The 15136-nt window shown below is 58.6% G+C and carries 12 protein-coding genes; 10 read left to right on the top strand and 2 right to left on the bottom strand.

All coding sequences use genetic code 11. The annotated features are described in order from the left end of the window. Window positions 1-42: 42 nt before the first annotated feature. Entirely contained in the window at window positions 43-3318 is a 3276-nt protein-coding gene (locus GOX45_RS22340) for an autotransporter outer membrane beta-barrel domain-containing protein (protein WP_217350503.1), read from the bottom strand. Window positions 3319-3620: 302 nt separating this feature from the next. On the opposite strand from GOX45_RS22340, the gene GOX45_RS16240 reads away from it, so the two are divergent. Beyond that, window positions 3621-5708 (top strand): tetratricopeptide repeat-containing sulfotransferase family protein, encoded by a 2088-nt coding sequence (locus GOX45_RS16240; protein ID WP_171102211.1) that lies wholly within the window; start codon window positions 3621-3623, stop codon window positions 5706-5708. Here GOX45_RS16240 and GOX45_RS16235 read toward each other — a convergent pair. After that, window positions 5705-6178 carry a MarR family transcriptional regulator gene (locus GOX45_RS16235; protein ID WP_171102210.1) on the bottom strand — a complete coding sequence of 158 codons (474 nt, stop codon included), beginning with the start codon at window positions 6176-6178 and terminating at the stop codon, window positions 5705-5707. The genes GOX45_RS16240 and GOX45_RS16235 overlap by 4 nt on opposite strands. A 104-nt stretch (window positions 6179-6282) precedes the next feature. Between GOX45_RS16235 and GOX45_RS16230 the strand changes: the two genes are divergently transcribed. The 9 genes from GOX45_RS16230 to GOX45_RS16190 all read left to right on the top strand — a co-directional run bounded on the left by GOX45_RS16230 (window position 6283) and on the right by GOX45_RS16190 (window position 14239). Then, window positions 6283-6663 carry a 5-carboxymethyl-2-hydroxymuconate isomerase gene (locus GOX45_RS16230; protein WP_171102209.1) on the top strand — a complete coding sequence of 127 codons (381 nt, stop codon included), beginning with the start codon at window positions 6283-6285 and terminating at the stop codon, window positions 6661-6663. A gap of 4 nt (window positions 6664-6667) precedes the next feature. After that, the gene (gene hpaE, locus GOX45_RS16225) at window positions 6668-8176 is read left to right on the top strand and encodes a 5-carboxymethyl-2-hydroxymuconate semialdehyde dehydrogenase (protein ID WP_171102208.1); all 1509 of its coding nucleotides are present in this window, start codon (window positions 6668-6670) and stop codon (window positions 8174-8176) included. 33 nt (window positions 8177-8209) lie between these two features. Continuing rightward, entirely contained in the window at window positions 8210-9193 is a 984-nt protein-coding gene (hpaD, locus tag GOX45_RS16220) for a 3,4-dihydroxyphenylacetate 2,3-dioxygenase (RefSeq protein ID WP_171102207.1), read from the top strand. A gap of 9 nt (window positions 9194-9202) precedes the next feature. Beyond that, window positions 9203-10600, top strand: coding sequence for a pyridoxal-dependent decarboxylase (locus GOX45_RS16215; protein ID WP_171102206.1), 1398 nt, complete (start codon window positions 9203-9205; stop codon window positions 10598-10600). After that, window positions 10597-11451 carry a fumarylacetoacetate hydrolase family protein gene (locus GOX45_RS16210; RefSeq protein ID WP_171102205.1) on the top strand — a complete coding sequence of 285 codons (855 nt, stop codon included), beginning with the start codon at window positions 10597-10599 and terminating at the stop codon, window positions 11449-11451. Before GOX45_RS16215 ends, GOX45_RS16210 begins: the two co-directional genes overlap by 4 nt. Next, window positions 11448-12248, top strand: a complete 801-nt coding sequence (gene hpaH / locus GOX45_RS16205) for a 2-oxo-hept-4-ene-1,7-dioate hydratase (RefSeq protein ID WP_171102204.1) — start codon at window positions 11448-11450, stop codon at window positions 12246-12248. The genes GOX45_RS16210 and hpaH overlap by 4 nt, the downstream gene beginning before the upstream one ends. A 7-nt stretch (window positions 12249-12255) precedes the next feature. Further along, on the top strand, window positions 12256-13038 hold the full coding sequence (locus GOX45_RS16200) for an aldolase/citrate lyase family protein (protein WP_171102203.1): 783 nt from the start codon (window positions 12256-12258) through the stop codon (window positions 13036-13038). Between the two features lie 22 nt (window positions 13039-13060). Beyond that, window positions 13061-13867: a 5-deoxy-glucuronate isomerase gene (gene iolB, locus GOX45_RS16195; RefSeq protein ID WP_171102202.1), complete on the top strand. Its 807-nt coding sequence runs from the start codon at window positions 13061-13063 to the stop codon at window positions 13865-13867. A gap of 126 nt (window positions 13868-13993) precedes the next feature. After that, on the top strand, window positions 13994-14239 hold the full coding sequence (locus tag GOX45_RS16190) for a CcdB family protein (protein WP_254446046.1): 246 nt from the start codon (window positions 13994-13996) through the stop codon (window positions 14237-14239). The last annotated feature ends 897 nt before the right edge of the window (window positions 14240-15136 follow it).

Here is a 15136-nt window from a genome sequence, read left to right as displayed (position 1 = left end):
GATTGCTCTGGCCCGGATCAAAAGTCTCAAGGCTTGAAAGGGTCAGAAAGACCAGCGTAGCCCGGCAAGAAAGTTCGGTCCTTGTGCATCAGATCCAAACTCTTGTTCGGCATTGGCCTCGAACCGCATATTGTCGAAGAACTCGTGCTCATAGCCGATTTCGATGCTGCCACCGCTAAAGTCATTTGCGGCAAAAGACAGGGTCTGGGTCGTCGAGTAGAGTGTCACCGCTGCGCTGGTGTCATCAAGGTTTTCGCGCACCACTCCGCTCAGCTGGCCATAGATTGTGCCACCGCTGTTGAGAATCTTGTCGATCTCGATACCCAACCGTGCTTCGACAACCTCGGTCGTGCTGTCGCCAACCGTGACGTTGGCCAGTGAACCGGTTTCGGTATAGCTGTCATCGTCCTGGTTGCTATAGCGCACCTCTCCAAAGCCTAGCAGACCAAAATTGTCACTGACGTCAAAGGCACGCTGAGCGCCCAGATGGACGGTCCACAAGGTGCTGTCGAAGTCGGCTTGGGCTTCGCTGCTGCCGTTGATCTGACGCGTGCGGTCGGTGGACAGCCACGCGTATCCAAGGCCCGCCTCGACCTGATAGGCGCCGAACTGGCGCCCGACAGCGGCGTTGACGTAAAAGCCGTCCGTGTCGAAATCGATATTGCTGGTATCCCCGTCAGAGCGGAAAACGCCGATTCCGGCCGAAAGGGCCAAACCGTTTTCCAGATGGCCGGAATACCCGGCGCTGCCGTTGAAGACAGTAACATCTGTGTCGCTGCCTGGAACATTCTCGAACTCGCGCGATTCCCCTTCGATCAGGGCAAAGGGCCGAAACCCGCCGATGGCAAAGCGCGAAATCCCGCCTTGGGCATTGCGCGTCACTTGTGCCTCGGGCTGAAAGCTGAGCGTATCTGCCGACCGGCCGATCAACTCACCGTAATAGGCGGTCAGGTTGGCCTGGGCCAGCAGGTCGACCGCATCGACGCTGGCATAGATCGGATCAGTGCCATCTTCATCTTCGATGAACCAGGCGAACCGGTCGTCCGAGACAGTGGTCACAAAGGCGCCGCTGCCCGGGGCTGCGTCTTCAAAGCGGAACACCGCGCCACCGCTGACTGCATCCAGATTTACATTGTGATCCTGCACCCGGATCAGCCCATTGACCTGATCGGTGGTGACAATGTTCAGCGTGCCGGTACCTGTGCCCAAGAAGATGGCATAGCCATCTCCGGTGTCCGAACTGGCCGAGATCTGGCCCACCCGGGTGATCACCCCGTCGAAGTTTTCGAAATACAAACCAAAGGCTTGCGAAGTTTCGGCACCCGAAGCGCTGGCCGAGATAACACCGGTATTGGCAAAACTGCCCTGCATATCCTCGACCCAGATTCCCGCGGCGCTGACTTTATCTGACGGCCCATTTCCGGCGGATACGGCCGAGGCCGTGATCGAGCCCGAGTTTCTCAGTGTACCGCCATAGGCGCTTTCAAGCTGGATGCCTTGTGCCGAGCCATTTGTGCTGGCATTGGCGCGCGCAACAATCGAGCCGCTGTTGCGGATCGCCGCGCTTGTGTCTTCATCGAGGTAGATGCCCTGCACCACGGCCCTATTGCCGGCTGAGGTACCGATCGCCGTGATCGAGCCGGTATTCGACAGGGATCCACTCAGGATGTTCTTGATCGCAATGCCCTGCGCTTCGACGCTTGCGGAAGAGGGGCTGCGCGCCGTGACACTGATCGTGCCAGAGTTGGTCACGTTGCCTGCGGTCGTGCCGCCACCGCTGCTGTAGATGCCAAAGGCTTCGGCTGAACTTGTCATATCGACAGATTCGACAGTTATTGAGCCCGAGTTCGAAATATTTCCACCGACGCCGCCAAGGAGGTAAAGACCGGCAGCAGTCGCTTCGGTCTCACCGCGTGCGATTGCGGTGATATCACCCGAGTTTTTCACGCTGCCTGTCGTACCACCTGAGACGGAAAGGCCGTATGCCTCGGCTTCTTCTGCCACCGAATCCGCGAAAACAGAGATTGTGCCCGAGTTGTTGAAGTTTCCGGTCAGGCCACCCGACAGATCGATCCCGTATCCGGTCGCCGAAGCGTCCCCCTCGGCGCTCACAGAGATCGAGCCGCTGTTTGTAACGTTGCCGGTCGTCGCGTCAGACACAAAAAGGCCGTTTGCCTCAGCGTCCCCGTCGGTCGCGTTTGCCGACGTGGAGATGGTGCCCGAGTTGTTGAAGCTACCATTCAGGTCACCCGACAGGTAGAGGCCTGCCGCCGTTGCGGATGTGCTACCTTGGGCGTTGCCGATCACGGTGCCGGTGTTGGTGATGTTGCCGGTCGTGTCGCCCTGAATATAGACGCCTGCACCGTCGGCTGAGGCGCCGGTGGAGTTGGCGATGCCCTGGAGCGTTCCGCTGTTGGTCAGGTTGCCGTTCAGATCACCGATGATGTGATAACCCCAGCCTGTTGCGCTGCTGAAACCGTTGCCGGTTGCGCTGATGGTGCCGCTGTTGGTCAGGTTGCCGTTAATATCATTATTGACGCGTACACCGATGGCTTGGGCGCTGGTGCCTTGGTTGGCGGTTGCCGTGATGGATCCGCTATTGCTGAGGTTGCCATTCACATCCGTGGCAAAAAATAGGCCCATGGCCGTGACCGAGCTGGCATCGCGTGCAAGCGTGGTGATGGTGCCGGTGTTGACAACGGATGTATCGACGTCATCAAAGAACGAAAACCCGAACGCACCTGCGAAGCTGGAGCCGTCGCTGTCGGCCTGGGCGGTGATGATGCCGTCATTTCGGATCATGGCGGTGGATTCGGCGCCGTCATCAAAGAAAAGGCCTGCGGCGTTTGCGCCACCACCGGCGCTGTCGGCAATAGCCGTGATCGTGCCGGTATTGGTTACCGCGCCTTCGACACCGTCGTCGAACACCAAACCGCCCGCAGAAACGCCGGAGCCCATTGCGTTGATGTCAATGGTGCCATTGTTAATGATCTGGCCGCTGGTCAGGATTTGTCCGTCAAAGAACGCACCCACCCCAACATTACCCCCGGCCGATGGGCCGGAAATCGTGCCATTGTTTGTGAGGGTGCTGCCATAATCGGGAACGACAAAAAGCGACGGACCGCTTGTTGTGGTCAGGTTGATTGCTCCGGTCGGCGTGATCGTGATGTCGTTGTCGACAACAACCACTTCCTGTGTGGTCTGCGGTGCCGAGATTACCTGGGCCGCTGCGATACCAGCCGACAATGCCGCAACCGATACGCTTGCCAGGAACACTGAAGGTGCGACGCTTGCGATCTGCCCCTTCCACTTCACCACTCGCCCACCACGCGATACACGCGACGGCGTGTTTGTCGCTGCACAACCCTTCATATCAAGATTAACCCCGAAATTCACTTATACGTTTACTGATCCGTTAGCGTAGTGCTCAAGGTGGGCGCAAATATGGCCTTTGCGTAAAACTTTCGAAGATTTTGTAGTATGGCATAAAGAACACACATATGCTGGGGTTAGATCGCACCTATCGGAGTGGCAGAGGATGGACGCGCTTTGGTGTTTGGGCTACCAGAGCGGGGCTGGCCTAGATCCTTGAATAACGTCGGCGATCCAGAGGCAGGGCGATGACGCAACAAAAACAGCTTTCGATTCAACAGGCGTTTGAGCTTGGGGTCTCGCACTATCAGGCTGGCCGTTTGCAGCAGGCGGCGGCGTTGTTTTCCGAGATTGTCAAACTTGCGCCGAAACATGCGCAGGCACACCATCTTTTGGGGCTCGTGGCATTTCAAGCCGGGCAGGTTGATCAAGCTGTTTCGCAATTGGAAACAGCTGTGAAAATACAGCCAGATAATGCGCATTTCCTGGCCAATTTCACTGAAGTGCTGCGCCAGGCCGGTCGGTTGGACCAGGCTCGGGCGGTTGGTGAGCGCGCTGTACAACTGGAGCCGGGGAACGCGGCGGCGCAGTCCAATTTGGGGCTCGTCTACTACGATCTGGAGCTTCTTGATCAGGCCAAAACCGCGCAAGAGCGCGCGGTTGCCTTGTCGCCCGATTTCGACCGGGCGCTGAACAATCTGGGCAGTATTGCGCGGGATCAAGGGGATCGCAACACGGCAATCACGCAGTACCGCGCGGCGCTGCGGGTCAATCCGGGCTCGGCCGAGACCTCCAACAACCTGATTTCGGTTCTGATCGAGGCCGAGCGGATTACAGAGGCGCGAAGCTTTGCAGAAGGGCAGGGTGCGCGCTTTGCCAAGGATGCCGAATTTCAGCGCAATCTGGGCCGGATTTGCGTGATGGAGAATGATCTGGATCGTGCCGAACAGGCGTTTCGACGCGCGCTGGTTTTGGATGATCGTAAGCCGGAAACCTATGTCGGCTTGTCTCAGGTCCTGTTTGAGAAGAACCACCCCAAGCTGGCGCTGATCGAAGCAGAGCAAGCCCTGCGGCTTGAGCCCGACAACGCTGCGGCCTGTCATCAGGCGGGGCTGGTTAAAGCGCATCTGGGCGATGTCGAGGCCGCCACGGCGCTTTACAACAAGACGATTGCGCAAAAGCCCAAGCTGATGGCAAGCCGTTTGGCGCTGGGTCATCTGGCCGTCGAGCAGGGAGATTTCGACACAGCGCGTGACTACTTCGAAACGGTGGTTCAATCCCCTGACGATGCGCTGAGCGCGCATATCGCCTTGGTGCGGTTGGGCAAAATCATCGAAGATAGCCCGTCTTTTCAGGCGCTTCAGGCGGCACTGCCCGATGTTGACAAGATGGTGCGCCCCAAGGCGGCTGCATTCCACTACGCCTTGGGCGACTGCTATGACAAGCTGGGGCACTATGACGAGGCCTTTGCGCAGTTCCAGCAGGGCGCCCGGATCAAGCGGCGCCTGGTGTCTTATGATGCGGATGCGACGGATCGGATGTTTGACGATCTGATCTTAACCTTCGACGCCGAACGGATTGCGCAGTTGCGGCAGAACGCCATTGCCAGCGCCAAACCGATCTTTGTGGTGGGAATGCCACGGTCGGGCACCACTCTGACCGAGTCTATTCTGGATTCGCATCCCGACGTGTTTGGCGCGGGTGAGTTGAACGATCTACAGGCGCTGTTTGGCTCGGTTGGCGCGGGTCAGGCAAATGTGGCCGCTGCAATCCGCACCATGTCTGCGGATCAATTGACGCGCCGGGCCGAGGATTTTGTGGATGTTTTGACCGCTGTGGGTGGCGACGCGCCCCGTGTTGTCGACAAGATGCCTGCCAATTTCCAGATGATCGGGCTGATCCATGCGCTGATACCAAATGCGAAGATCATTCATATCAGCCGCGATCCGCTGGATATCTGCCTGTCCTGTTACACCCGTTTGTTTGAGCGCAGCCAGCAGCACAGTTATGACCTGGTCGAGCTGGGGCGGTACTACAACAACTACGCGCGGATCATGTCCCATTGGCAGGATGTTCTGCCAAGTGACGCGTTCTATTCTATCCGCTACGAAGAGCTGGTGGATGACATTGAAACCGTCACGCGCGGGATGTTGGAGTATTGCGGGCTCGACTGGGCCGACGATTGTCTGAGCTTTCATTCCGGCAAACGTCGCGTGCGCACAGCCAGCGTGCAACAGGTGCGCCAGCCTTTGTATCGCAGCTCAAAAGAGAAGTGGCGGCGCTATGAGACGCATCTGCAACCGCTGATCGACACGATTGGTGACAACCGGATCTAGGGCCTGTCCTGATCCTGTAGCTTGTCGGCCAGTTTTTGCAGCAGGGTCAGCAGCTTGTCGTGATCTTTGTCACCCAAGAGCGTGCGATAGTGCTCTGCGATCTCAATCGCTTCGCTGAGATGCGTGTCGATGATTGCCTGACCCTGCGAGGTGATCGCGATATGGTGGCGTCGCCGGTCATCGGCGTCGGTTTCGCGCTGGACGTAGCCACTGTTTTGCATCGATTGCACGATCCGCGTTAGGCTGGGCGACATCAGGCCAGCGCGTTTGGCAAGATTGCCCGCATCCATCGGCCCACTTTCGCTGAGCACCCGCAGAACCCGCCATTGCTGCTCGGTGATGCCAGCCTTGAGCAGCATTTTACGGATAGGAGCCATGACCGCCTCGCGCGCCAGGATCAGCGACACGGGTAGGGATTTGCGGGTCGGGGGCAGGGAAGCGCGCTGCTGAGAGGGGGCGGGTTTGGTCATGAGGCACCGTGATTACATCACATGTTAAATAAATCGATTGACTCGACTCTGCAAGCTTGGGTATGACTGTCATTAGTTAACATGTAAAATAAAAGCGAAGCACTATGCCGCATATTCATGTCGAATATTCAGGGAACCTCGAGGGGGTCGTTGACATGTCGGCCCTGTGCGAGGCGATCCGGCAGCGGGCTGTGCAGATCGAGGCGTTGCCGATGCCTGGTCTTCGGGTACGGGCGGTGCGGGTGGATCACTATGCCATTGCGGATGGGGATCCAAAGCATGGGTTTGTCGATATCAGTGTGCGTATCCGCGAAGGGCGCCCGGATCCTGTGAAACAAGACGTGGTGACCCAGATTTTTGAGGCAGCGCGGGATTTTCTGGGTCCTGTGATGGCCAAACACCCGGTCGCTTTGTCTGCCGAACTGCGCGACATTGATGCCCGGTATTCGCCGAAATGCGGCACGATCCGGGATCATCTGGAGTAAGCACATGACCACACGCGACGAGAATATCAAAAAGCTTGAGGTTTTGCTGGCGCGGTTTCGTGAGGGCGGGATTCAGAACCGCATTGCGGGCGAAGATCGGCCCGGATCGGGCGGTGTGTTCGACACGATTTCGCCGGTGGACAAAAGCCTGATCTGTAAGGTAGCGCGAGGAGGGCCTGAGGATATTGACGCCGCGGCGCTGGCAGCAGCGGACGCGTTTGCAGGGTGGCGCGACATGCCCGCTAAAGAACGCCGCGCCATCCTGATCCGCGTGGCTGAGGCGATTGAGGCCCGCGCGGAAGAGATTGCCTTGTGCGAATGCTGGGACACCGGGCAGGCGTTCAAGTTCATGTCCAAGGCGGCGCTGCGCGGGGCCGAGAATTTCCGGTATTTCGCCGATCAGGTTGTGCAGGCCCGCGATGGGCAGCATCTGAAATCACCAACCTTGATGAACATCACCACCCGCGTCCCCATCGGACCGGTTGGGGTGATCACGCCTTGGAACACGCCCTTTATGCTGTCCACCTGGAAAATTGCACCTGCGTTGGCGGCGGGTTGCACTGTGGTACACAAACCGGCCGAGGCCAGCCCATTGACCGCGCGCCTCCTGGTCGAAATCGCCGAAGAGGCCGGGCTGCCCAAGGGCGTGCTGAACACGGTGAACGGGTTCGGTGAAGAGGCAGGCAAAGCGCTGTGCGAACATCCCAAAATCCGCGCCATCGCCTTTGTCGGCGAAAGCCGCACAGGCAGCCTGATCACCAAACAGGGAGCGGACACGCTCAAGCGCAATCATCTGGAGTTGGGGGGCAAGAACCCGGTCATTGTGTTTGACGATGCTGATCTGGACCGGGCGCTGGATGCGGTGATCTTCATGATCTATTCGATCAATGGCGAGCGCTGCACCTCTTCATCCCGGCTGCTCGTACAAGACTCGATCCGGGCGGAGTTTGAGGCCAAACTGATCGAGAGGGTCAACACCATCCGCGTCGGCCATCCGTTGGACCCCAAGACGGAAATTGGGCCTTTGATCTCTGAAGAGCATTACAACAAGGTCACCGCTTATTTCGATATCGCGAAACAGGATGGCGCGACCATTGCCGCCGGGGGCGAGACCGTTGGCGATGAAGGGTTTTTCGTGCGACCCACCTTGTTCACCAACGCGACCAATGACATGCGCATTGCCCGGGAAGAGATCTTTGGCCCGGTGCTGACCGCGATCCCGTTTTCGACCGAGGACGAAGCGTTGCAACTGGCCAATGACACGCCTTACGGCCTGACCGGCTATGTCTGGACCAATGACCTGACCCGCGCGCTGCGCTTTACCGACCGGCTTGAGGCCGGGATGATCTGGGTGAACTCGGAGAATGTGCGCCATTTGCCAACCCCGTTTGGCGGCGTCAAATCCAGCGGCATCGGGCGCGATGGCGGGGATTGGTCGTTCGAGTTTTACATGGAACAGAAACATATCGGCTTTGCCACCGGTCAACATAAGATCACCCGGCTGGGGGTTTAGACCTCATGCCGATCGTCAGCTCAGGAGTTTGACATGCCCGTACCCGCTCCGATTCTATACCCGGATTTCAACACCATCCGTCTGAGCCATGTGTGCCTGAATGTCAGCGATCTGGCCGCATCGCGCGCTTTTTACGTCGATCTGTTTGGGTTGCAGGTGTCTGAAGAAAGCGACAGCCATATCTATCTGCGCGCGTTGGAAGAGCGTGGGCATCACAGCGTGATCCTGCAGAAATCCGATCAGCCCGGCACGGTCGAGGTGATGGGGTTCAAGGTCTTTGATGAACAGGATCTGGACAGAGCCGAGGCGTGGTTTCAGGCAAAAGGACGTCCAACAGAGTGGATCGAGCGCCCGCATCAGGGGCGGACGCTTCTGACCTCGGACCTGTTTGGCATTCCGCTGGAGTTTTACCACAAGATGGACCGCCTGACGCCGATCCATCAGGATTATGCCCGCTATCACGGGGTGCGCCCGTTGCGGATCGATCATTTCAACTGTTTCAGCCCCAACGTGGATGACAGCGTGGCCTTTTACAGTGAGATGGGGTTCCGGGTGACGGAATATACGGAAGACGAGGAGAGTAAGCGGCTTTGGGCCGCGTGGCTGCATCGCAAAGGTGGGGTGCATGATATGGCCTTCACCAACGGGACGGGCCCTCGGATGCACCATGTGGCCTTTTGGGTGGCCAACCCGTTGCACATCATCGACTTGCTCGATGTGATGTCGACCACTGGCTATGTCAGCAATATCGAGCGCGGGCCGGGGCGGCATGGCATTTCGAACGCGTTTTTCCTCTATATCCTTGACCCGGACGGGCATCGGATTGAAATCTACAGCTCGGATTACCAGACGGTCGATCCCGATCATGAACCGTTGAAATGGGATCTGAAGGACCCGCAGCGTCAGACCTTGTGGGGGGCGCCTGCGCCGCGCAGTTGGTTCGAACATGGCACAAGATTTGTGGGCACGGATGTGCGAGAGCCTGATCTCAACGCTACACCGATCATCGCACCATAAGGGGGGTCTATGGACTGGGAGGATTTCAGCGACTGGGGCAAGAAGATCGCGGATTGGGCGGCGGAGTATCACAAATCTCTGCCCGACCGTCCCGTGCGGGCGCAGACCGCGCCGGGTGAGATTGCAGCGCAATTGCCGGGCCACCCGCCCGAGGTCGCCGAAGAAATGGAGCAGATCATGGGTGATTTCGAGCGGATCGTCATGCCGGGCATCACCCATTGGCAGCACCCCAGGTTCTTTGCCTATTTCCCGGCCAATGCAGCCCCACCATCAATGCTGGCCGAGATGCTGGTGACCACGATCGCAGCGCAATGCATGTTGTGGCAGACCTCTCCGGCTGCGACCGAGATGGAGCAGGTGATGATCGACTGGTTGCGGCAAGCGCTGGACCTGCCCGAGGGGTATACCGGTGTGATCCAGGACAGCGCGTCCTCGGCCACTTTGTCTGCGGTTCTGACCATGCGCGAGCGGGCCACCGGCTTTACCGGCAATCGCGACGGGCTGAACGGTAAAGGCGCGTTGCGCATCTATTGCTCGGATCAGGTGCATTCATCGATTGATCGAGCCTGTTGGGTGGCCGGGATCGGGCAGGAGAACCTGATCAAGATCCCAACACATGGGCCGCGTCACGGGATGGATGTTGGTGCGTTGCAGGCAGCGATCACCAGGGATCGCGACGCAGGTCATTTCCCTGCCGGGATCATCGCGGCCACCGGCGGCACCGGAGTTGGGGCCAGTGACCGTTTGGGTGACGTGCTGGCTGTTGCGCAGCGCGAAAACCTTTATACCCATCTGGATGCTGCCTGGGCGGGATCCGCGATGATCTGCCCCGAGTTTCGCCAGGATTTCTGGGATGGGGTCGAAGGCTATGACAGTATTGTCTTTAACCCGCATAAATGGCTGGGCGCGCAGTTTGATTGCTCGGTCCAGTTTCTGCGCGATCCGCAGCCGCAGCTGAACATGCTCAAGATCGAGCCGGAATATCTGAAGACAAGCGGGTCCGAGGTGACCAATTATTCGGAATGGACCATTCCGCTGGGTCGCCGGTTTCGGGCACTGAAGATCTGGTTCCTGATCCGCGCTTACGGGCTGGAAGGGTTGCGCGCCCGTATTCGCAACCATGTTACCTGGGCCGGCGAGGCCTGTGAGGCGATCCGGGCCCTGGACGGGTTCGAGATTGTCACCGAACCGATCCTGAGCCTGTTTTCCTTCCGCTGCCCCGGTGACGATGCGATGCAACAAAAGCTGGTGGATGCGCTGAATGACGACGGGCGGATCTATCTGACCCAAGGCATGTTCGAGGGGCGCAAGGTGATCCGGTTCTCGGTCGGGCAGTTCGACACGACGCACGAACAGGTGATGATGGCGCCCAAGGTGATCGCAGACGTCTGGAGGTCGTTGACATGAAATTCGCCACCTATTCCGTGGGCGATCAGACCCATTACGGGGCCGTCACCGATCAGGGGATGATCGCGCTGGATCCGGTGTTTCCGCATTGGCCGACGCTGCTGGATGCGGTCAGGGCAGGGGGGTTGCCTGCACTTACCAAGGCGGCTGAGGAGCGGCTGGTCTCGCATACTGACTTCACCTATGAGATGGTCTTGCCCAATGCCTCGCGCATTCTGTGTGTCGGTGTCAATTTCCCGGACAGGAACGCTGAATACAAGGATGGCACCGCGCAGCCGGACAACATGTCCTTGTTCCCGCGTTTTGCCAGCGGGTTTACCGGCCATGACAGGCCGCTGATCCGTCCCCCGGAAAGCCATAAGCTGGATTATGAGGGCGAAGTGGCCATCGTGATCGGCAAGGGGGGGCGACGTATTCCTCAGGCGCAAGCCTATGACCATATCGCGGCACTGACCCTGTGCAACGAAGGCACGATCCGCGACTGGGTGCGCCATGCCAAGTTCAACGTCACCCAGGGCAAGAACTGGGATCGTTCTGGCGCGATGGGGCCCTGGCTGGTGCCGTTCACCGATGCGGCGCAGCTGGATGAGGCGCGGATCCAGACCCGCGTGAATGGAGAGCTGCGACAGGACGACAGTCTGAACCGCATGATCTTTCCGATCCGGCGGCAGATCGAATATATCTCGACCTTCATGGCCTTGCAGCCGGGCGATATCATCGTCACCGGCACGCCCACCGGCGCGGGCGCGCGGTTTGATCCGCCCCGCTTTCTGACCCCCGGCGATGTGGTCGAGGTGTCGGTCGAGGGGATCGGCACGTTGCGCAATACGGTCGAGGATGAGGCACCATGACGCCCGAAAACCACGCCCGTGCAGCCGAAGATCTGTTGCAGGCCGAACGGAGCGGGCAGCAGATCGGATTGCTGAGCCTGCGCTATCCCGAGATGGGCATGGATGACGCCTATGCGATTCAGAACGCGCTCTATCGTGCCAAGCTGGCGCAGGGGCGCAGCGTGATCGGGTGGAAGATCGGTTTGACCTCGAAAGCGATGCAATATGCGTTGAATATCGACATCCCCGACAGCGGGATCTTGTTTGACGATATGCTATTTGACACCGGGGCGCAGGTGCCCAAAGGCCGGTTCATTCAGCCAAGGATCGAGGCTGAGATCGCCTTTGTCATGAAAGCGCCGCTGAGCGGTGTGGATGTGACCCGCGATCAGGTGCTGGCCGCAACCGATTATGTCGCGCCTGCGCTAGAGATCCTCGACACGCGTATCCTGCGCCGTGACCCGGAAACCGGCCAGACGCGCTCGGCCTTTGACACGATCAGCGACAATGCGGCCAATGCCGGGATCGTGCTGGGCCCACAGCGCCACGCGGTGGATGCCCATGATTTGCGCTGGGTCGGGGCGATGACCTTCCGCAATGGGCAGATCGAAGAGACCGGACTGGGGGCAGGGGTTTTGAACGATCCGGTTGAAAGTGTCGTTTGGCTGGCGCAACGTATGGCTCAATACGGGCAGAGCATCGCACCGGGGCAGGTTATCCTGTCGGGCAGCTTTATCCGCCCTGTCGAATGCCCGCCGGGCACAGAGATCCACGCCGATTTCGGCCCGTTTGGCCAAGTCGGTATCACGTTTGAATGAGGTACAAATGCCCGCCCCACATAATCCGTTCAAAGCCGCGCTGATGCGGGGCGAATTGCAGGTTGGCTGCTGGTTGGGCCTGGCCGATCCCTATATCGCGGAAATCAGCGCGTCGGCGGGGTTTGACTGGGTTGTGGTCGATAACGAACATTCGCCGAATGACCTGCGATCAACCGTGGCGCAGTTGCAGGTACTGGCGGCCCATGCCTGTCATCCGGTTGTGCGTCCGCCGATCGGAGAGGCCTGGATCATCAAGCAGATGCTGGATATCGGGGTGCAGACCCTGCTGATCCCGATGGTCGAAAGCGCCGAGCAGGCGCGCGAGTTGGTGCGGGCGGTGACCTACCCGCCCGAAGGCATTCGCGGGGTCGGGGCCTCGCTTGGACGTGCCTCGCAATTTGGCGGCATACCCGATTACCTTTCGACCGCGCGGGACGAGATTTGCCTGTTGGTGCAGGTCGAAAACCGCAAGGGGCTGGAGGCTCTGGACGAGATCTTGAATGTGGACGGTGTGGATGGCGTTTTTGTGGGCCCGGCGGATCTGGCTGCGGATATGGGCTTTCCGGGTCGACCGGACGCACCTGAGGTCAATGCCGCCATTCTGGATGTGATGCGCAAAGCCGTGGCCGCCGGTAAGGCTGCGGGCATTTTGACACTGGACCCCGGGATGCAGGCGTCTTGCATTGCCGCAGGCGCCACGGTTATGGCCACCAATATCGATGTCACGGTTTTTGCCGGATCGATGCGCGCTGCGGGCAAGGCGGCGCAAGGGCTGAAAGGCGGCAGCTGAGGCGCAAGAGCTTGGTGGCGATATGGCAGATCTGTTAAGAAAACCGTTTGGAAAACGCGGCAAGGTGCATGATATCACACCCAGCTCTGCCGGGTGGCGCTATGTCGGGTTTGGTCTCTATCACCTAAAGGCCGGAGACAATGCCACCGAAGTGACGGGCGAAACCGAAGTGATCCTGGTCATGGTTGAAGGCAAGGCGCGGCTGACCGGGGCCGGGCAGGACTGGGGTGAGCTGGGCGATCGTATGGATGTGTTCGAAAAGACCGCGCCCCATTGTCTCTATCTGCCCAACGGTTGCGATTGGCGCGCCGAGGCGGTGACCGATTGCGTCATCGCCGTCTGTGCCGCTCCGGGCAAGGGCGGGCATGGGCCGCGCCGGATCGGCCCCGAGGGCATCACCCTGACCGAACGCGGTAAGGGCAACAACACGCGCTATATCAACAATATCGCGATGGAGGATGCCGACTTTTGTGACAGCCTGCTGGTGACCGAGGTGTTCACTCCTGCGGGCCATTGGTCATCCTATCCCAGCCATCGCCATGATGAGGATGATTTCCCCCGGATCACCTATCTTGAGGAAACCTATTACCATCGTTTGAACCCGGCAGATGGGTTTGGCATTCAGCGCGTCTATACCGATGATCGGCAGCTGGATGAGACCATGGCGGTTTCGGACGGAGATGTTGTGCTGGTTCCGCGCGGGCACCACCCCTGCGGCGCGCCTTACGGGTTTGAGATGTATTACCTGAATGTCATGGCCGGGCCCCTGCGCAAATGGCGCTTTGTTCCGGCCCCCGAGGTCGAGTGGATCATGGAGCGCGACGCCTGACAGCGCACTGTTTTGGGTGGTGACCTTCATAGGTCATGCGCATGTTTGCTAGGTATTGAATTCGGGTAAGGGGCGTGCGCTATAACTTCTCAGTTACGTACATCAACCATTCTTTCGGGTGAAGGGATGCTTTTGGACATCCAGACCGACTTGCTGACTGACCCGAACACACGTGTCGTGGTTCCCTTGCTTTCACCCAAAGTTGCACCCCAACTGGCCATTCGATTGAAACCGGATTTTCTGGTCGACAGGCAAGAGATGGGGGTGGTGACACGGTTCCTTGCGGCTGTTCCGACAGCTATTTTGAAAGAGAAGATTGGTAATTTGCGGGTCAGTACGACCAGATTACAGTCGCCTTCGACATACAGATGAAGGATTTTTGAGCATTTACCATAATCCTCATTACGCGCGACTTCATTTGTACCCGCAAAACAAACATGTCGCCGCCGCTTTCTCGCGCACATGTGCTTGTCAGTTGACCGTCCCTGTCGCAAATGCGGGGCGCATGACACGCCCCGCTGCTGTTTTTAACGCCCCCTTGCCTTGCCAGGGATATCCATTCGTTTGGCCGCGCGCGGTTGGGGCTTTATTCGCAGGTCGCGCGGTGGTTTAGATTTGGCTTTGAATCTTTTGGCGGATTTTGGGGGCTCCTCCCCAGCAGGAAGGGTCCGCCCGAAGGTGGTTTTTGGTGGATTGAATGGCATGTTGCACCTCATGACAAAAAGAAGCTGAAATCGTGCGTATGCACGACCGAAAACACCCACGAGGGGTTAGCGTCGTATGTCCATTGTCAGAGTCCTCCGCAGGAGCGTTACATTGCGCATTCTGACATTCCGGGTCAGTGCGCGGCTGTATCAGAGAGTTTGCTGGTCCATTGTTAGAATCTCCTCTGCGAATGGCAGAAATGTTTCAAAACACGCAGCATATGTCAAACCTGCTAAATCAGCGGGTTCTACGGTTGTCGTGAGATCGGGCACCAATCCAATCTAACGTCTTGAAATGAAGCGCGTTTTCTGGACCCGTGATGGGTTCTTCAAAAGGTATGAGGATGAGCTCGGGCCTGTGATTGATATCCAGACAAGAATATATCGGCCCATACAGTACAAACCCATCAAGCGTCCGAAGCTTTGGAACATGGTCGTCGCATTGCCACATCTAACGGCTGAGATCTGGGCGCTGATTTGTTCTGCGGCCCCGCATCGCCCCCCGCAAATGATTAGCGTCGAATAAATCGTCAAGCTCGAAGAAGTGCACCGCAGAACCTTGAGG

Source organism: Ruegeria sp. HKCCD7255 (assembly GCF_013031565.1).
Taxonomy (GTDB): domain Bacteria; phylum Pseudomonadota; class Alphaproteobacteria; order Rhodobacterales; family Rhodobacteraceae; genus Ruegeria.
The sequence above is the reverse complement of the archived record's forward strand: the minus strand, read 5'-3'. Positions and strand labels throughout refer to the sequence as shown.

Bases quoted from the DNA above. Each gene is read 5' to 3' on its own strand.
- GOX45_RS16200 (WP_171102203.1), top strand. From the start codon at position 12,256: ATGCCCGCCCCACATAATCCGTTCAAAGCCGCGCTGATGCGGGGCGAA.
- hpaH (WP_171102204.1), top strand. From the start codon at position 11,448: ATGACGCCCGAAAACCACGCCCGTGCAGCCGAAGATCTGTTGCAGGCC.
- GOX45_RS16240 (WP_171102211.1), top strand. From the start codon at position 3,621: ATGACGCAACAAAAACAGCTTTCGATTCAACAGGCGTTTGAGCTTGGG.
- GOX45_RS16235 (WP_171102210.1), bottom strand. From the start codon at position 6,178: ATGACCAAACCCGCCCCCTCTCAGCAGCGCGCTTCCCTGCCCCCGACC.
- GOX45_RS16190 (WP_254446046.1), top strand. From the start codon at position 13,994: ATGCTTTTGGACATCCAGACCGACTTGCTGACTGACCCGAACACACGT.
- hpaD (WP_171102207.1), top strand. From the start codon at position 8,210: ATGCCCGTACCCGCTCCGATTCTATACCCGGATTTCAACACCATCCGT.
- GOX45_RS16210 (WP_171102205.1), top strand. From the start codon at position 10,597: ATGAAATTCGCCACCTATTCCGTGGGCGATCAGACCCATTACGGGGCC.
- iolB (WP_171102202.1), top strand. From the start codon at position 13,061: ATGGCAGATCTGTTAAGAAAACCGTTTGGAAAACGCGGCAAGGTGCAT.
- GOX45_RS16215 (WP_171102206.1), top strand. From the start codon at position 9,203: ATGGACTGGGAGGATTTCAGCGACTGGGGCAAGAAGATCGCGGATTGG.
- hpaE (WP_171102208.1), top strand. From the start codon at position 6,668: ATGACCACACGCGACGAGAATATCAAAAAGCTTGAGGTTTTGCTGGCG.
- GOX45_RS16230 (WP_171102209.1), top strand. From the start codon at position 6,283: ATGCCGCATATTCATGTCGAATATTCAGGGAACCTCGAGGGGGTCGTT.